This window comes from Streptomyces sp. NPDC040545 (assembly GCF_055595065.1).
The window spans coordinates 94,956-112,586 of the sequence record NZ_JBVIWA010000013.1 but is presented as its reverse complement, the minus strand read 5'-3'; the positions used below and the strand labels follow the sequence as shown (position 1 = coordinate 112,586).

Genomic DNA, 17,631 nt, shown 5'->3' with positions numbered 1-17,631 from the left:
CGGCCCCTCCTCATCGGGCCGCCGCCGCGACCGGTGGTACTCGGGTGCTGCTACTTGTCCCCGACCCGCGAGCCGAGCGTGATGTCGACCGTGGTCGGCTTGCCGCCGCGCAGGTAGGTCAGCTTCACGGTGTCGCCGGGCTTGTACGTCCAGATCATGCTGATCAGGGTCGGGCCGCTGTCGACCGGCTTGCCGCCGAACTCGGTGATGACGTCGCCGGGCTTGAGGCCCGCCTTGCCGGCCGGACCGTTCGGGTCGACCAGTTCGTTGGCGGCCCCGCCCTGCTCGGAGATCTTGGCGCCCTCGGACTTGGCCTGGAGGTCGACCGAAACCGAGATCACCGGGTAGACCGGCTTGCCCGTCTTGATCAGCGATTCTGCGACGTTCTTCGCCTGGTTGATCGGGATGGCGAAGCCGAGGCCGATGGAGCCGGCCTGGCCGCCGCCGAAGCCGCCGTTGCCCGCCGACTGGATCGCGGAGTTGATGCCGATGACCGCGCCGCGTCCGTCGAGCAGCGGACCGCCCGAGTTGCCGGGGTTGATCGAGGCGTCCGTCTGGAGGGCGCTCATGTACGAGTTCTTGCTGCCGCTGCCGTCGCCGGAGGCGACCGGGCGGTTCTTGGCGCTCACGATGCCGGTGGTGACCGTGTTGGACAGGCCGAAGGGGGCGCCGATCGCGATGGTCGAGTCGCCGACCGCGACCTTGTCGGAGTCGCCGAGGGGCAGCGGCTTGAGGCCGGCGGGCTGGCTCTTCAGCTTGAGGACGGCGACGTCGTAGCCCTGGGCACGGCCCACGACCTCGGCGTCGTACCGCTTGCCGTCGGAGAACGTCGCGAAGAGCTTGCCGCCGTTCGCGGCGGAGGCCACGACGTGGTTGTTGGTGAGGATGTGGCCCTGCTGGTCGTAGACGAACCCGGTGCCGGTGCCGCCCTCGCCGTCGCCGGCCGAGGCCTCGATGGTGACCACGCTGGGCAGGGCACCCGCAGCCAGACCGGCGATGGAGCCGGCCTCGCGCCTCAGGTCCTTGGGGGTGTTCGCGGCGCTGATCGTGGTGGAGCCGGTGCCGTCGTCGCTGCGCTGGGCGGCCCAGTAGCCGACGCCGCCGCCGATGCCGCCCGCGAGGAGGGCCGCCACGAGCACGCCCGCGATCAGGCCGCCCCTGCCCTTCGGCTTGGGCGCGGGGGCACCGTCGGTGGTCAGGGGAGCGCCCCAGGCGACGCCGCCGTGACCGCCCGCTCCGTACGCCGGCACCGTGGGCGGCGGGGGCGGCCAGCCCTCGGCTCCGTGCGCGGCCTGGGCGGGAGGCTGGCCGTAGGCGGGGGGCGTGTGCGCGGGAGCCTGGCCGTAGGCCGGGGGCGTCTGTGCGGGCGGGATCTGCTGGGTGGGCTCGGTGCCGGGCGCCGGGGTCGGCGGCAGCTGCTGGGTCACCGGCTCGCCGACGGCGGGCGCGGGGGCCGCATCCTGCGTCTCGGAGGCCGGAGCAGGGGGTACGGACGGGGCCGCGGGGGGTGTCGGGGCCGCGGTGCCCTCGTTCTCGGTGCTCACAGCGCTCTCTCCTCGTCACACACGGCTTCGGAAAATTCTCTGGCGATATCGGTCCGACTGAACGTTCGACGTGCCGCACAAGTTCCTGGGCAAAGCCTTTCCCATGACCCGTCAGAGCACTGTAAGCCGGACCTGTGCATCTCTCCCCATTCTTTATATCCGACATTTCGGATGCACTCTCGGGGCCCGACCCCTACGCCCGGGCACCTCTCGGTGGCACCATGACCCGGTGACCCACGCAATGCCTCGCACCATCCAGGTCGTCGCCCACCGCGGCGCCTCGGAGGATGCCCCCGAGCACACCCTGGCCGCCTACCGCAAGGCCATCGAGGACGGCGCCGACGGCCTCGAATGCGATGTCCGGCTGACCGCGGACGGCCATCTGGTCCTGGTCCACGACCGCCGGGTGAACCGCACCTCGAACGGCCGCGGCGCCGTCTCCGCCCTGGAGCTGGCCGATCTCGCCGCCCTCGACTTCGGCTCCTGGAAGGACCGCGAGGAGTCCCCCGACTGGGACGCGGACCCCGAGCGCACCTCCGTCCTCACCCTGGAGCGTCTGCTGGAGCTGGTCTCCGACGCCGGACGGCCGGTGCAGCTCGCGATCGAGACGAAGCACCCGACCCGCTGGGCCGGACAGGTGGAGGAGCGCCTCCTCGTCCTCCTCAAGCGCTTCGGCCTGGATGCCCCGCCCCCCGAGGGTCCGCACCCGGTGCGGGTCATGAGCTTCTCCGCGCGCTCCCTGCACCGGATCCGGGCGTCCGCGCCGACGATCCCGACCGTGTACCTGATGCAGTTCATCTCACCCCGGATGCGGGACGGTCGGCTGCCGGCCGGCGTGACGATCGCCGGCCCCGGGATGCGGATCGTGCGCAACCACCCCGGCTTCATCCACAAGCTCCAGGGCGCGGGCCACTCCGTACATGTATGGACAGTGAACGAACCGGAAGACGTTCAGCTCTGCGCTGATCTGGGCGTGGAGGCAATCATCACGAACAGACCCCGCCAAGTTCTGTCCCAACTCGGGCGCTGAAGTCCCTTTTTGCGCACCCGTCACCCCCAACTCTTTCGTTACAGGGTGTGCTCCGGCGCATCCGCTCCGCATTCGGTCCGCATGAATGCGTCAGAGGGGCCCGCTTCGGGCTCCTTCGGCGGTTTCCGGTCCAGGCCATTGGGGCATCCAGACCATGCGTGGGGCTAAGGAGGTTCCGGGGGTGGCGTTGGTGGTGGCACAAGAAGTGCCCACGTCGTCGTGCATGGACGTACGCCATGGTCCTGCGGGCGTGGGCGAGGCGCGACACCGGATGCGCGAGCAACTGCGTATCAGCGGGGTGCCCGAATCGGTCGTGGACGATGCCGTACTGATCCTTTCCGAACTGCTCAGCAATGCCTGTCGACATGGCAGGCCGCTCGGCGCTCGGGAAGTCGGGGACGGGGAGATACGCGCCGCATGGCGCGTCGACAGAGCGGGACGGTTGACGGTCGAGGTCACGGACGGAGGCGGGCCCACCCGCCCGGTTCCCGCCACGCCCTCGGTCACCGCACGGGGCGGCCGGGGGCTGAACATCATCAGCGCCCTGGCCCAGGACTGGGGTGTCCGGGACGGAGCGGCGGGTGAGGTCACCGTGTGGGTGATCGTTGCCTGTGGGCCCCGGCACGAGGATTTCGCTACGCGCGTTGCGCCCCCGGCGATCGACTTCGGTACGGCATTCGACGACCTCGATCCCTGAACCCGGGATCCCGACCGCACGACAGCACGACAGCAGCACAGCAGTACCGGTCATCCGCACAGGCGGCCGTCCGGGAGCGCACGCCGACCGTGCTCCCGGCCGCACCCAACCGGTTCCGGCGGTACGAACGGCTAGGCTCGCGCCCAGACACGACGCCGTACCGCCGCAACCGGGAGACACGCACGATGGCCAAGAAGCGCCCCGCAGCCAAGACTGCAAAGCCGCAGCTCAACAACGGTGAGATCCCCGTCGTGGGCGCCCGCGAGCCCTGTCCCTGCGGATCCGGCCGCCGCTACAAGGCCTGCCACGGCGCAGCCGCCGCGCACGCCGTCACCGAGCACGTGCGGCGTCCCTTCGAGGGACTGCCGGGCGAGTGCGACTGGGTCGCGCTGCGCGAACTGGTGCCCGCCGCCACCGTCCCGCTGTCCCTCAAGGGCGGCCTGCCCGAGGGCGTTCCCTCCGTCACGCTGGTGACCGTTCTGCCCATGGCGTGGCCGGCCCTGCGCCGTGAGGACGGGTCCGTCCTCCTCGGCCTGCAGAACGACTCGTCCTCCGGGGACCTCGGCCGCGACATGGCCGACACCCTGGAACGCGCACTCGTAGCAGAGCCCGGTACGCCGGTCGCCGCCCGCCGGGTTCCCGCAGAGGGTCCCCGACTTCAGGATCTCCTGGACACCGACGGCGGTTTCGAGCCGGTTGTGCACACCGGGTTCGAATTCTGGATTCCGGAATCCGAGAGCGCCCAGAACGCCTCGCCGGAGATCGCCGCCTCGCTGGAGCGCGCCAACGCGGCCGCCATTCCCACCGTCAAGCTGACCGGGGTGGACGCCGCCTACTGGTGCGAGACGCCGGACAAGAACCACCTGCGCTGGGTCATGCCGCACCCCGAGGAGAAGCTGCTCGACGCCCTCGCGCGGCTGCACGCGGCCGGCACGTCCTCGCTCGGCGAGGGCACGAAGCTCGTCGGCTCCTTCCGCGCCCACGGTCTGATGGTCCCCGTCTGGGACCTGCCCACCGGGGTCACGGCCGACGACGTCGAAAAGCCCGCGGCGGAGTTCGCGGAGCGGCTGGCAGGGGCTCTGGCCACGGACGCCCCGCTGACCACGGAGGAGCGCCGGGCACGCGGCGGACTCACCAACCGCCAGGTGACGCTCAGCTGACGCAGCGCCCGCGTGGAGACGGTGACCGGAGTCACAACTCCCGCTAATCGTCTGCAAATCGGTGTCTGAATATCGGAGATCGAATTTGCGAACAGGCGATCTCTTGTTACCGTTCTTGTAGCCCGGTCGCTGGTGCATCCCCCGTCGCCAGCGACCGGGCCCTTGATTTTCAGGGTGCGATCAACCGTCACCCGGTGCCGGTGAGTTGCTCCCGGACCTCAAGAGCAGTTCCCCTTCATCATCCGGAACTGCAAACTCCGCTACGGCCGAGTAACTCTCCGGATCGCCCGCAGAGGCCTCCCTCGGCGTCTCGCACAGGCCCGGCTCGTCGCCCGCGCCCACCGCGCACCGGATCTGGACCGTGCGCCCGGCCGGACCCATCAGCGTCAGCACGGCGTCCAGCGCGCGACCACTTGTGTTCCGGTAGTAACTCCGGCCCCACGTCTGGCCTTCACCGACCAGCACGCAGGTCTGTGCCTCCACGCCGTGCGGCGAGGACAGTTCGGGGCCGCAGCGGGAATCCGTACGGGGCTGCTCGGCCGGGCCGGGCTGCTGCGGGCCGGCCGTCGGCGCCGAGCGCGCGGGCCCCGCGGGGGATGTGCGGGAGGAGTCCGAAAGCCCGAGCGCCGAGAGCAGGCCGCCGCCCTTTCCGTCGTCCTGGCCGGCAAAGTCCGGTCCGGCGATCGCCCCGGCGAGCGGGAGCGACAAGATGATCAGCACACCGGCGCCGATACCGATCAGGCGGAGATTCATTCGCCGAAGATAGCGAGGAGGGAATGGGCCACGGAGATCCCCGCGCCCAATTCCCTTGGAAACTCGTCCCGCCGACACCCGTACGAGTGATCCCCGCAGGCCCGGCAGGTCAGTACGCGAGCCTGCTGCCGCCGCCGGACGCACCGCTGCTGGCCTCGACCAGCGCGTCCACGACCGCCTCGATCTCGGGCAGCCAGAGGTTTCCCGTCTGCGCCTGCACAGACCGTGCCCGCGCAGACCGCGCCTGCGCAGACCGTGCCCGCGGCTGCTGCGCCACCGACTGCGCCCGCGGCTCCCGTTCCCAGCGCACCTGGCCACCGCTGGACGCGGCGGAAGGGGGCAGCAACAGGTAGCCGCCCTCCCCGTGGAACCGCAGGGAGGAGGGCACGTGGTCCTTCGCGTAGAGGAGTTCGCCGAGCCGCTCCAGCGAGTAGGGCGCCACCAGCAACGCCCAGCGGGTGGGCGTCGCCACGACCGGGCCGAGCCGCATGCCTTGCGCGTCCAGTCGTACGAGAGCACGCGCGGCCGCACCGGCCGGCAGGCTCACCGCGCACGGGGCGGTCCCGCCGGTGGCCATCAGAACCGGGGCGGAGGGCCGGTTGGTCCACCACCAGGCCACCATCCGGGGGTCTGTGGTGGCGGCGAGCAGTCCGGGGTCGAAGGGATGGGCGCCGGGGACGGCGCAGTCGGGGTCGGGGCAGGCACATCGCTTGCCGTCGGTGCCGGACCGGCCGACGCCGGGCAGGACGGGCCACTGCCAGGTGGTGGCGCAGACGAGCGCCGCGTCGAGGAGAGCGGACGTGCTGCCGCTCTGTCCCGGGTCGGGGCGCAGGGATTGAAAGCGATCGCGGAGCCGCTGGAGACGCCTTCCGAGGATCTCGCGCATGTGCGCTCGTTCCTTTCCGTTGAACGCCGAGGGCCACATCACACCATGTAACCGGTGTCTCACCACACGTACAGGTTTCGCGTCACTGTCCGCCAGAAGCAGGTTCACACGGTTCGTGCAGTTTTCTTACAGGTCCATCAAACGTCCCGCGAGGGTGGAGCGCGACCCGCGCCGGCCACCGAGACCGGCGGCCGCCGCTAAGGACGACGGCCCGCGCCGGGTGGTTCCCGGTGGCACCAACTGGCCGCGCACATCACCGAGTACGTACCCGAGGCCCCTGCGGAGCCCGCTCAGTCGATCGCAAAAACCGACTGCTTCCAGCTTTTTCAGGCCAAGTTCTAGCCTTGGCTCGACAGTGAGTTGCCGTCCCACGGACACCAGGATTCCCACCTGGGCAATGCTGGACATGCATCCACGTGTGCGTGTAGATGTGGATTCCTTGATGGCGGCGCAGCACGATCTGGGGGTTTGCGATGCTATTTGGCGAATCGCACCAGGTGGAAAGGCGGACGCCATGAGCGCCCCGCATCTGCCGAAAGTGGCTGGAATCGATCCAGCAGCAACCGCGTCGCCGCACACTGCGGCGCCCGCGCCCGTCCGGACCACCCCCGCACCGGCCCCGCCGCCCGGCGGCCCGGGCAGTGTCATCCAGGACCGGCTGGCGGGCATGGTCTCGGACCTCACCACCCTGCACGAACTCACCGAGCGCCTCGCCCGCGCCAGTGACCTCGACACCTCGCTGCGCGAATTCCTGCGCGCCGGAGCCGCGCTCGTCGGCGCCCGCCGCGGTCTGATCGTCCTGGAGCCTTCCGACGGACTCGGCCCGACCAGCACGATCGGTCTCGGGCTCGGCCACGCGGAGCTCGGCCACATCGAGACCGTGCCGCGCAGCGCCACCTCTTACGGGCGGATCCTCGACGGCCTGCCCGATGCCCAGGGAGGCTCCGAGTTCCTCCCCGAACCAGGTGCGCCCCCCGGAACCGGGGGTTTCGCCGCCCCCGTCGATCCTCGCCACCGTGAGGTCGCCGCCCGTCTCGGCTACGCCGCCAGCTACTCGCTCCCCCTCACCGCCGAGGCCACCGGCCGACTCGGCGCGGCCGTCTGGCTCTACGACGAGCAGGCCGAGCCGAGCGACCGCCAGCGCGACCTCGCCGGGCTGTACGTGCGGCACGCCGCCGAGCACCTGGCCCGGATGCTGGAGGTGGAACGCTCCCGCACACAGCTGGCCACCGTCTCCGAGGAACTGCTGCCGAGCCGGCTCCCCCGGATCCCCGGGGTCCAGCTCGCGGCCCGCCACCACGCGGGGCCGCTCGGCGGGGGCGACTGGTACGACGCCCTGCCACTGCCCGAGGGAGCCCTGGGACTGGCCGTCGGCTCGGTCACCGGATCCGGGCCGAGCGCCGTCGCCGCGATGGGGCGGCTGCGCGCATCGCTGCGCGCCTACGCCGTCATGGAGGGCGAGGACCCCGTGGCGGTCCTGTCCGACCTGGAGCTGCTGCTGCGCCTCACCGAGCCCGCCCGCGCCGCCACCGCGCTCTTCGCCTACTGCGAACCCGCCGGGGGGCCGAATTCCGGGGGCCAGGGCAGCAAGATCATTCTGGCTGGTGCCGGGCACACCCCGCCGCTGCTGATCGGCGAGCACCGCACCGAGTACGTGGAGACCTCGCTCTCCGCGCCCCTGGGCATGCTGTCCTGCTGGGAGGCGCCGAGCGTGGAGATCGAACCCGCACCCGGAGAAACGGTGCTTCTCTACACCGACGGGCTGCTGCACCACACGGGCGACCCGATGGACCGGGCCTACGCCCGGCTGCACGCCGCGGCCGCGGGGGTCCCCCGCAGCGTCCGCGAGGACCCGGCGGCCCTGTGCGAGCACATCCTGCGGACCGTACTGCCCGGCGGGGAGCCGACCGACGCCCCCGAGGACATCGTGCTGCTCGCGGCCCGGTTCGAATGAGCCCGGAGCATGTTCCGAATCGTGACGGACGGCACGATTCGGAACGTGTTCTCTCCGCACACGCATACGATGGATGCGGTCCACACCCAGGTCCGTACCGTCGTAGCTGAGGAGAAGACGTGGCTGACGAGCTCACCCCGGAGACCCCGGAAGAAGAGCAGCCCAAGAAGACGCACAAGCAGCGCAAGAACGGTCTGTACCCGGGCGTCAGCGACGAACTCGCGGAGAACATGCGCAGCGGCTGGGCCGACACCGAGCTGCACGGGCTGGAGCCCATCGCCCAGGCCGCCCACACCCTCGCCCGCCGCGACGCGCTGTCCCGGCGCTTCCCGGGCGAGCGCCTCGTCATCCCGGCCGGCCGCCTGAAGACCCGCTCGAACGACACCGAGTACCCCTTCAGGGCCTCGACCGAGTACGCGTACCTCACCGGCGACCAGACCGAGAACGGCGTCCTGGTCCTGGAGCCCACCGGTCCGACCGGTCACACCGCGACCGTGTACCTGCTGCCGCGCTCCGACCGGGAGAACGGCGAGTTCTGGCTGTCCGGCCAGGGCGAGCTGTGGGTCGGCCGCCGACACTCCCTCACCGAGGCCGAGCAGCTCCTGGGCATCCCCGCGCAGGACGTCCGCAAGCTCGCCGAGGCCCTCACCGAGGCCGAGGGACCGGTCCGCGCCGTGCGCGGCCACGACTCGGTGATCGAGTCCGCCCTCACCGACAAGGTGACCAAGGAGCGCGACGAGGAACTGCGCGTCTACCTCTCCGAGGCCCGCGCCGTGAAGGACGCGTTCGAGATCGGCGAGCTGCAGAAGGCCGTCGACTCCACCGTCCGCGGCTTCGAGGACGTCGTGAAGGTGCTGGACAAGGCCGAGGCCACGTCCGAGCGCTACATCGAGGGCACCTTCTTCCTGCGCGCCCGGGTCGAGGGCAACGACGTCGGCTACGGCTCCATCTGCGCCGCCGGCCCGCACGCCTGCACCCTGCACTGGGTCCGCAACGACGGCGACGTCCGCTCCGGTGACCTGCTGCTGCTCGACGCCGGTGTGGAGACCCACTCCCTCTACACCGCCGATGTCACGCGGACGCTGCCGATCAACGGCACGTACACCGACATCCAGCGCAAGATCTACGACGCGGTCTACGAGTCCCAGGAAGCCGGCATCGCCGCGGTGAAGCCGGGTGCGAAGTTCCGCGACTTCCACGACGCCTCCCAGCACGTGCTGGCCGAGAAGCTCGTCGAGTGGGGCCTGCTGGAAGGCCCGGTCGAGCGGGTCCTGGAGCTGGGCCTGCAGCGCCGCTGGACCCTGCACGGCACCGGCCACATGCTCGGCATGGACGTCCACGACTGCGCGGCCGCGCGCACCGAGGCGTACGTCGACGGCACGCTGGAGCCGGGCATGTGCCTGACCGTGGAGCCGGGTCTCTACTTCCAGGCCGACGACCTGACCGTGCCCGAGGAGTACCGCGGCATCGGCGTCCGGATCGAGGACGACATCCTCGTCACCGAGGACGGCAACCGGAACCTGTCCGCCGGGCTGCCCCGCACCTCGACCGAGGTCGAGGCCTGGATGGCACGGATGGCACGCCTGAAGGGCTGACGCCTGCGCCTTGCGCATCGGTGGGCGGGATTCCTGTACGGGGTCCCGCCCACCGGCGTTCCCGGGACACCTACGACGCCCACGCCTGTGCCGGCTGCGGGGCCGACGGGGCCTACGACACCTCCAGCAGGGCGTCGTCGCGCCACTTCAGCATCTTGTCGAAGCTCACCACCGCGCCGCGGCCCGGCCGGTTGCGGAAGCGGACGTGGTCGGCGAGTTCGGCGATCAGGTGCAGGCCCCGGCCGTGTTCGGCCAGGGAGGGTCTGCGGCGAGCCACCGTCGCGGGCGGGAACCCCGGACCGGAATCGGTCACCTCGATACGGCAGCAGTCCCCGTCCAGATAGGCCGTGACGTGGTACGCCTCGGTATCGTCCGGGATTTCGCCACCCCCGCCGTGCTCCACCGCGTTCGCGCACGCCTCGGTCAGCGCCACCGAGAGATCGAAGGAGATGTCCGGGTCCACCCCCGCGGTCTCCATCGTCCCCAGCAGCAGTCGCCTGGCGAGCGGCACGCTCGCGGCTTCGCGCCTCAAGTGGAGAGACCACCAGATGCTCATACGGTTACGTATTGCCGCCCGCGAGGGGGCATAAGCGCCCTGCGGCCGTCCGGGACCTCAATACACCCGTCCGGCCGATGCGGCTCTCCCCGGGAGGGGTGTATGCGGCTGTCCGCGGCGGGCCCGGACGGTCCTCGCACAGAGGACTCATACGGACCTTCCGGACCTGCCGTATGAAGGGCATGAGCGCAGTGCGATGATGGCCCGGCCATGTCTGACCCCCACGCGACGCACGCCGGAGCCGGCTTCCGGCTGATCCGGGCCGCGGTGTTCACCGCGGTCTGTGTCGTGCTGTCCGCGACCGGTCACGCCCTGGCGTCCTGCGCCACCGTGCCCTGGTGGTCACTCTGTCTCGGCTTCCTCGCCGTCTTCGCGGTCGCCGCCCCGCTCGCGGGCCGCCGGCGGTCGCTGCCCGGCATCGCCGCCGGGCTCGCCGCCGGACAACTCGGCCTGCACGCGATGTTCGGCTTCGGCCAGCACAGCACCGCGGCCGCGCAGGCACCGGCCGGATCCGCCGACGCCTCGCTCGCCGAGCTCGCCGCGCGGCTGGTGTGCGGGGGCAACTCCGTACCGCTCAGCCCGGCCGACGCCCGGCAGATCCTGGAGGCCGCAGGCCTGGACCCGGCCGCCCTGGCGGGGCAGGCGGCACAGGCCGGGCAGGTCGTGGCGCAGGGGCACGGCGCGCACGTGCACGTGGCCCAGGCCGTCACCGACGCACCCGCGACCGGCCTGTTCAGCCCGGCCATGCTGGCCGGCCACCTGCTGGCGGCACTCGCCGCGGGCTGGCTGCTCGGCCGCGGCGACGCCGCGCTCTTCCGGCTGGTCGAGCTGTCCCGCCGCTCCGCCGAAGCCGCCCCGATGCGCCCGCTGCGCGCCGCACTGGCCTTCGTACGCGCCCTCGGGGCCTGGCTCACGGGCTCGGCCACCCGTACCCCGCAGGCCCTGCGGACCGGGTCCGACCCCGCCCTGTGCACGGGGCGGGAAGCACTCCAGCACACGGTGATCCGGCGCGGTCCACCCGTGGCACTCGCCCTCGCAGCCTGACGCGGCACCCTCCTTCCCGGACACAGACCGGGACACCGGTGCCGCGAACTCCGCGCGCGCCCGTGCGCGGAGCCACCGCCACCACTGCTTCCGTGGAGTGTTCCTGCCATGAAGACCTCTCGCGTCTCCATCGCCGCCGCCATCGCCGCCGGTTCCGTCCTCGTCCTCTCTGGCCCCGCCTTCGCGCACGTCGGCGTGCAGCCCGCGGGCGAGGCGGCCAAGGGCGGCTACGCGACGATCAACTTCAAGGTCCCCAACGAGCGGGACAACGCGTCGACCACCCAGCTGGAGGTCAACTTCCCGGTCGACCAGCCGCTCAGCTCCGTGATGCCGCAGGACGTACCCGGCTGGACCGTGACGGTCGAGAAGAGCAAGCTCGACAAGCCGCTCACCGTGCACGGCAAGCAGATCAACGAGGCCGTCACCAAGGTGACCTGGTCCGGCGGCAAGATCGAGCCCGGGAAGTTCCAGCAGTTCCCGCTCTCCGTGGGCAAGCTGCCCGAGAGCGCCGACCAGATGGTCTTCAAGTCCATCCAGACGTACGACAACGGCGAGGTCGTCCGCTGGATCGAGGAGGCCAAGGAAGGCGCCGCGGAGCCGCAGAACCCCGCGCCCGTCCTGAAGCTGACCGCCCCCAAGGGCGACGACCACCACGACAGCGGTGCGAAGGCCGACGAGCCGAAGAACGCCGACAAGGACGCCGAGCACGGCCACGACAAGGCCGCCGCCGATCACGGCTCCGACACCACCGCGCGCGCCCTCGGCATCGCCGGCATCGTCGTCGGACTCGGCGGTGTCGCCTTCGGCATCGCCTCGCGCCGCCGCTCCGCCTGACCTGCCGCGCCCATGGGCGCCGCCGTTCCGAAACGTCCGTAGCATCCCCGATCCCAGGGACATTTCTTCATGCGCACCACACGTGTGACGGTCGCCGCGCTGCTCGCGGCGGCCGCACTCACCCTCACCGCCTGCGGCGGTGAGCCCGCCAAGACCACCGGCGGAGTCACCCAGATCTCCGGCGGTCAGAGCATCACCAAGGCCGCGACCCTCCTGGACCGCCCCTTCACCAAGCCGGAGCTCGTCCTCACGGACACCACCGGCAACCCCTGGAACCTGCGTGAGCAGACCAAGGGCAAGCCGACCCTCATCTACTTCGGCTACACCAACTGCCCTGATGTGTGCCCGCTGACGATGAGCAACATCGCCGTCGCCAAGAAGGCACTCCCCAAGGCCGACCAGGACAACCTCCGGGTCGTGTTCGTCACCACCGACCCCGAGAGGGACACTCCCGAGTCCCTCGGCGCGTGGCTCAAGTCGCAGGACCCGTCCTTCATCGGACTCACCGGGAACTTCGCGGCCATCCAGGCCGCCGCCCGCACGCTCGGCATCGGCATCGAGGCCGCCACGACGGGGCCCGACGGCAAGCCCGTCTCCATGCACGGCGCCCAGGTCATCGCGTTCTCGCCCAAGACCGACGAGGGGTACGTCCTCTACGGCGAGAGCACCACCGTCGACGACTACACCAAGGACCTGCCGAAGATCATCAAGGGGGAGAACCCGTGAACGCCCGCACCACCCGCACTCTCGCCTCCGCCCTCTCCCTGACGGCAGTACTCGCCATATCCGGCTGCTCCGGCGAGGCCGAGCCGAAGATGGCCGTCAGCGGCGCCTTCATGCCCCAGCCCGTGAACGACAAGATGGCCGGCGCGTTCATGGTCATCAAGAACGGCTCCGAGACCGCCGACAAGCTCACCGGCGTCACCTCCTCGCTCTCCGACGATCTCCAGATCCACGAGACCAAGGACCAGAAGATGCAGCAGGTCCAGTCGATGGACGTGCCGGCGAACGGCGAGCTCCGGCTGGAGCGCGGCGGCAACCACATCATGTTCATGGGGCTCAAGAGCACTCCCAAGGTCGGCGACAAGGTCACCGTCGAGCTCCGCTTCGAGAAGGCCTCTCCGGTCAAGGTCGAGCTGGACGTGAAGGACCGGACGTACAACCCGTCCGGCAACGCCCACTGACGGACCGAGGAGCTGACACGCCATGACGGCCACCGCCCCCGCCCCATCCACGGCCCGCGCCCTTGCCACGGCAGTCCTGCCGCGGCTCGCGCTGGTCCTCGCAGCTCTGCTGGCAACCCTGTTCACCGCGGCCTCACCGGCCACGGCGCACGCCGCACTCACCGCGAGCGACCCCAAGGACGGGGCGGTGGTCGCCACGGCGCCCGCCCAGGTCACGCTCTCCTTCTCGGAGCAGGTCGCCATGGGCGACGACTCCATCCGCGTGCTCGACCCCCAGGGCAAACGCGTGGACACCGGTGAACTCCGTGACATGTGCAGCGGGAACACCGTCCGCTACGGCACCGCGCTGCACACCGGGCTGCCGGACGGCACCTACACCGTCGCCTGGCAGGCCGTCTCGGCCGACAGCCACCCGATCTCCGGCGCCTTCACCTTCTCCATCGGCGCGCCCTCGGCCACCGATGTCACCCTGCCCACCGCGCGGGCGGGCGGCGGGCCCGTCGGGATCGCGTACGGGATCGCCCGCTACGCCGCCTACGCCGGGTTCACCGTCCTCGTGGGCGGCGCCGCCTTCATCCTGTTGTGCTGGCGCAGGGGCGCCGCCGAACGGCCGCTCCAGAAGCTCGTCGTGCGCGCCTGGGTCACCCTGACCGCCGCCACCCTCGCCATGCTGGTGCTGCGGACCCCGTACACGGGGTCCGGCAACTTCTCCGACGTCTTCGATCTCGACGGGCTCCGGGCCGTCCTGCAGACCAAGACCGGGGCCTCGCTCGTCTCCAGGCTGCTCCTGCTGGGCGCGGCCGCCCTCTTCGTCGCGGTCCTCTTCGGCGTGTACGCCCGCCGAGTGGCGGCCCTCGGACCCGATGAGGCCGACCGGGCCGAGGGGGAGAGCGACGGGTCCGGCCGGGCCGACGGGTCAGATGAGCCCGAGGACGCCGAGAAGCCGGACGACACCAGCGATCTCACCTTCGGGCTGGCCATCGGCGGCGCCGTCGTGTCCGGCGGTATCGCCGCCACCTGGGCCCTTTCGGAGCACGCCTCCACCGGAATCCAGCCCGGTATCGCCATGCCGGCCGACATCCTGCACCTGATGGCCGTCGCCACATGGCTCGGTGGTCTCGCCGCGCTGCTCGTCGCCCTCCACAAGGTCCCCGGGATCGAGCGCGCGGCCGTCCGCCGCTTCTCCCGGGTCGCCTTCGTCAGCGTCCTGGTGCTCGCCGTCACCGGCGTCTACCAGTCCTGGCGCCAGCTCGGCAGCTGGTCCGCCCTCACCGGCACCGACTACGGGCAGCTGCTGCTCCTGAAGATAGGCCTGGTCGCCGTCCTCCTCGGCATCGCCTTCGTGTCCCGCAAGTGGACGTCGCGGCTCGCCGATGCCCCGGCGGACGCCGCCGACGGCACGCCCGCCGTCGTCGCCGCCGGGCGGACCTCGGACGATGTTTCACGTGAAACGGCCCCCGGCGCGGGCTCGGAAGGCTCCGGTGTTTCACGTGAAACAGAGCCCGTGCCCGTGCCCGCGGACCCGGAGCGCGCCGCCCAGCTCGCCCGGCAGCGAGCCGCACGCGAGAGCGCGCTGGAGAAGCGGGTGCGGGACGCGGACCCGGACCGCGCCGGCCTGCGCCGCTCCGTCCTCGCCGAGGCCGCCATCGCCGTGATCCTGCTCGCCGTCACCACCGTGCTCACCAGCACCGAGCCCGGGCGGACCGTGGAGCGGGAGACGGGCCGCGGCTCCACCGCCACCGCCGTCCCCGACCGGGCCGTCAAGATCAGCCTGCCCTTCGACACCGGCGGTCCGAACGGCAAGGGCTCCGTCCGGCTCGAACTCGACCCCGGACGGGTCGGCGCGAACACCCTGCACCTCTGGTCCGACTCCGCCGACGGCACCCCCTTGGACCTTCCCGAGATCAAGGTCGCCTTCACCCTTCCCGCCAAGGACATCGGCCCCCTGCCGCTCGTCCCCGAGCAGGCGGCCCCCGGACACTGGACCGCGTCCGGTGTCCAGCTGCCGCTCACCGGTGAATGGCGTATCGACGTGACCGTCCGTACCTCCGACATCGACCAGACCACCGTCCAGAAGACCGTGAAGATCGGCTGACCAGCGTGACCGAGAGCAACCCCGACATCGAGATCTCCCGGCGCAGGCTGCTGGGTACCGTCGGCGCCGCAGGCGCTGTCGGAATCGCCCTCGGAGCGACCGGCGGCGCCCTGGCGCACTCCGCGCTGGAGGACTCCGGGAGCGGCTCCGCCCCCGGTGCGGCCGGCAGTCCGGCCTCCCTGGGCGCCACCCAGGTGGCCTTCCACGGAGACCACCAGGCCGGAATCACCACCCCGCTGCAGGCCAAGGGACACCTGGTCGCCTTCGACCTCACCGCCGGGGCGGGCCGTACGGAGGCTGCCGCGCTGCTGCGGCGCTGGTCCGACACCGCCCGGCGGCTGATGGCGGGCGAGCCGGCCTCGGCCTCCGACAGCGGGATCGCCCTGGACGCCGGTCCGTCCTCCCTCACCGTCACCTTCGGCTTCGGCCACTCCTTCTTCGAGCGCACCGGCCTCACCGCCCGCCGTCCCGCCGCCCTCGACCCGCTGCCGGACTTCTCCTCGGACCGGCTGGACGCCCAGCGCAGCAACGGCGACCTGTGGGTCCAGATCGGCGCCGACGACGGCCTCGTCGCCTTCCATGCCCTGCGTGCCCTGCAGAAGGACGCCGGAGAGGCCGCCCGAGTCCGCTGGCAGATGAACGGCTTCAACCGGTCTCCCGGCGCCACCCGCACCCCCATGACCGCCCGCAACCTGATGGGCCAGGTCGACGGCACCGGCAACCCGAAGCCCTCGGAGCCCGACTTCGACAAGCGGATCTTCGTTCCGGGCGCGGGCCCCGGCCCGGCCGAGCACGCCTGGATGGCCGGAGGCTCGTACGCCGTCGTCCGGCGCATCCGCATGCTCCTCGACGACTGGGACAAGCAGTCCCTCACCCAGCAGGAGCAGGTCATCGGCCGCACGAAGGCCACCGGCGCCCCCCTGACCGGCGGCAGCGAGACCACCGAGATGGCGCTCGACAAGCTCGGCGCCGACGGGAAGCCCGTCATCCCGTCCAACGCCCACGCACGGATCTCCGCCCCCGAGCAGAACGGCGGGGCCGCCATGCTGCGGCGGCCCTTCTCCTTCCACGACGGGATCGGCCCAGACGGCGCTCCCGACGCGGGGCTCCTCTTCGTCTGCTGGCAGGCCGATCCGCTGCGCGGATTCGTACCCGTACAGCGCAAGCTCGACCGCGGCGACGCGCTGTCGGTGTTCATCCGGCACGAGTCCAGCGGGCTGTACGCGGTTCCGCCCGGCCCCCGCAGCGGCGAGTACGTGGGGCAGCGGCTGCTCGAAGGATGAACAGCAACCCGGCGGGCGGCGGCCCGGCATTAGGCTGATCGCATGTCAGCCACCCGCTTCACGTATCTCGGTCCCGAGGGCACCTTCACCGAGGCCGCCCTGCGCACCCTGCCGGAAGCCGCGACCCGGGAACTCGTCCCGATGGTGTCGGTCCCGGCCGCCCTGGACGCCGTGCGCAACGGTGAGGCGGCCGCCGCCCTCGTCCCGATCGAGAACTCGGTGGAGGGCGGGGTCACCGCCACCCTCGACGAGCTGGCCTCGGGCGAACCGCTGATGATCTACCGCGAGGTGCTGCTGCCCATCACCTTCGCGCTGCTCGTGCGGCCCGGGACCGCCCTGTCGGACGTCAAGACCGTCACCGGACACCCGGTCGCCCAGCCGCAGGTGCGCAACTGGCTGCGGGCGAACCTGCCCGACGCGGTGTGGGAGTCGGCCGCCTCGAACGCCGACGGCGCCCGGCTGGTCCAGGAGGGCCGCTTCGACGCCGCCTTCGCGGGCGAGTTCGCCGCCGCCACCTACGGGCTCGTGCCGCTGGTGACCGAGATCCACGACGCGGAGAACGCCGAGACCCGGTTCGTACTGGTGGGACGCCCGGCCCGGCCGGCCGCACCGACCGGTGCGGACAAGACTTCCGTCGTGCTGTGGCTCGGCGACGACCACCCCGGTGCGCTGCTGGAGCTCCTTCAGGAGTTCGCGGTCCGCGGGGTGAACCTGATGCTGATCCAGTCCCGTCCGACCGGGCAGGGCATCGGCAACTACTGCTTCGCCGTCGACGCCGAGGGCCACATCTCCGACCGGCGGGTCAGCGAGGCGCTCATGGGCCTCAAGCGGACCTGTCCCCAGGTCCGCTTCCTCGGGTCCTATCCGCGGGCCGGCGTCGCTCAGAGTGATGTCCGGGCTCCTCGGCCCGGAACCTCCGACGGTGACTTCACGGCCGCCTCCGACTGGCTGGGGCGTTGCCTCGACGGGCGGGCGTAGGCCGCCGTCCACTGTCCACAGAGTTATCCACAGGCGGA

Annotated in this window: 15 protein-coding genes and 1 pseudogene; 12 read left to right on the top strand and 4 right to left on the bottom strand. The window is 71.5% G+C overall.

Annotation, left to right across the window (positions count from 1 at the left end; genetic code table 11):
• Nucleotides 1-50 precede the first annotated feature (50 nt).
• A complete protein-coding gene (locus ACZ573_RS23950; protein WP_471307295.1) occupies nt 51-1,544 on the bottom strand; it encodes a S1C family serine protease in 1,494 nt (497 codons plus the stop codon).
• Nucleotides 1,545-1,785: 241 nt separating this feature from the next.
• Between ACZ573_RS23950 and ACZ573_RS23945 the strand changes: the two genes are divergently transcribed.
• The 3 genes and pseudogenes from ACZ573_RS23945 (at nt 1,786) to ACZ573_RS23935 (ending at nt 4,431) form a co-directional block, all read left to right on the top strand.
• Nucleotides 1,786-2,574, top strand: a complete 789-nt coding sequence (locus ACZ573_RS23945) for a glycerophosphodiester phosphodiesterase (RefSeq protein WP_471307490.1) — start codon at nt 1,786-1,788, stop codon at nt 2,572-2,574.
• A gap of 59 nt (nt 2,575-2,633) precedes the next feature.
• Nucleotides 2,634-3,271: pseudogene (locus ACZ573_RS23940) on the top strand (ATP-binding protein).
• Between the two features lie 185 nt (nt 3,272-3,456).
• A complete protein-coding gene (locus tag ACZ573_RS23935; RefSeq protein WP_189737791.1) occupies nt 3,457-4,431 on the top strand; it encodes a DUF5926 family protein in 975 nt (324 codons plus the stop codon).
• Nucleotides 4,432-4,611: 180 nt separating this feature from the next.
• On the opposite strand, the gene ACZ573_RS23930 is transcribed toward ACZ573_RS23935, so the two are convergent.
• Together ACZ573_RS23930 and ACZ573_RS23925 are read right to left on the bottom strand one after the other, a co-directional pair.
• A complete protein-coding gene (locus ACZ573_RS23930; RefSeq protein ID WP_471307293.1) occupies nt 4,612-5,184 on the bottom strand; it encodes a hypothetical protein in 573 nt (190 codons plus the stop codon).
• 109 nt (nt 5,185-5,293) lie between these two features.
• Complete coding sequence (locus tag ACZ573_RS23925; RefSeq protein WP_471307291.1) at nt 5,294-6,070, bottom strand: bifunctional DNA primase/polymerase; 777 nt, start codon at nt 6,068-6,070, stop codon at nt 5,294-5,296.
• Nucleotides 6,071-6,467: 397 nt separating this feature from the next.
• Between ACZ573_RS23925 and ACZ573_RS23920 the strand changes: the two genes are divergently transcribed.
• Nucleotides 6,468-8,024 carry a PP2C family protein-serine/threonine phosphatase gene (locus ACZ573_RS23920; protein WP_471307290.1) on the top strand — a complete coding sequence of 519 codons (1,557 nt, stop codon included), beginning with the start codon at nt 6,468-6,470 and terminating at the stop codon, nt 8,022-8,024.
• A gap of 119 nt (nt 8,025-8,143) precedes the next feature.
• On the top strand, nt 8,144-9,619 hold the full coding sequence (locus ACZ573_RS23915) for an aminopeptidase P family protein (RefSeq protein WP_471307289.1): 1,476 nt from the start codon (nt 8,144-8,146) through the stop codon (nt 9,617-9,619).
• A gap of 112 nt (nt 9,620-9,731) precedes the next feature.
• Here ACZ573_RS23915 and ACZ573_RS23910 read toward each other — a convergent pair whose 3' ends face one another.
• On the bottom strand, nt 9,732-10,175 hold the full coding sequence (locus tag ACZ573_RS23910) for an ATP-binding protein (protein ID WP_471307286.1): 444 nt from the start codon (nt 10,173-10,175) through the stop codon (nt 9,732-9,734).
• A gap of 210 nt (nt 10,176-10,385) precedes the next feature.
• Here ACZ573_RS23910 and ACZ573_RS23905 point away from each other — a divergent pair, with 210 nt between their 5' ends.
• The 7 genes from ACZ573_RS23905 to pheA all read left to right on the top strand — a co-directional run bounded on the left by ACZ573_RS23905 (nt 10,386) and on the right by pheA (nt 17,593).
• A complete protein-coding gene (locus tag ACZ573_RS23905) occupies nt 10,386-11,219 on the top strand; it encodes a hypothetical protein (RefSeq protein WP_471307285.1) in 834 nt (277 codons plus the stop codon).
• 108 nt (nt 11,220-11,327) lie between these two features.
• The gene (locus ACZ573_RS23900; protein WP_471307283.1) at nt 11,328-12,053 is read left to right on the top strand and encodes a YcnI family copper-binding membrane protein; all 726 of its coding nucleotides are present in this window, start codon (nt 11,328-11,330) and stop codon (nt 12,051-12,053) included.
• Nucleotides 12,054-12,122: 69 nt separating this feature from the next.
• Complete coding sequence (locus tag ACZ573_RS23895) at nt 12,123-12,779, top strand: SCO family protein (protein ID WP_471307281.1); 657 nt, start codon at nt 12,123-12,125, stop codon at nt 12,777-12,779.
• Nucleotides 12,776-13,237 carry a copper chaperone PCu(A)C gene (locus ACZ573_RS23890; protein ID WP_471307279.1) on the top strand — a complete coding sequence of 154 codons (462 nt, stop codon included), beginning with the start codon at nt 12,776-12,778 and terminating at the stop codon, nt 13,235-13,237. The genes ACZ573_RS23895 and ACZ573_RS23890 overlap by 4 nt, the downstream gene beginning before the upstream one ends.
• Nucleotides 13,238-13,259: 22 nt before the next feature.
• Nucleotides 13,260-15,332 carry a copper resistance CopC/CopD family protein gene (locus ACZ573_RS23885; protein ID WP_471307277.1) on the top strand — a complete coding sequence of 691 codons (2,073 nt, stop codon included), beginning with the start codon at nt 13,260-13,262 and terminating at the stop codon, nt 15,330-15,332.
• A complete protein-coding gene (gene efeB / locus ACZ573_RS23880) occupies nt 15,257-16,615 on the top strand; it encodes an iron uptake transporter deferrochelatase/peroxidase subunit (RefSeq protein ID WP_471307275.1) in 1,359 nt (452 codons plus the stop codon). The genes ACZ573_RS23885 and efeB overlap by 76 nt, the downstream gene beginning before the upstream one ends.
• Before the next feature lie 42 nt (nt 16,616-16,657).
• Entirely contained in the window at nt 16,658-17,593 is a 936-nt protein-coding gene (gene pheA / locus ACZ573_RS23875; protein ID WP_030713748.1) for a prephenate dehydratase, read from the top strand.
• Nucleotides 17,594-17,631: the final 38 nt, after the last annotated feature.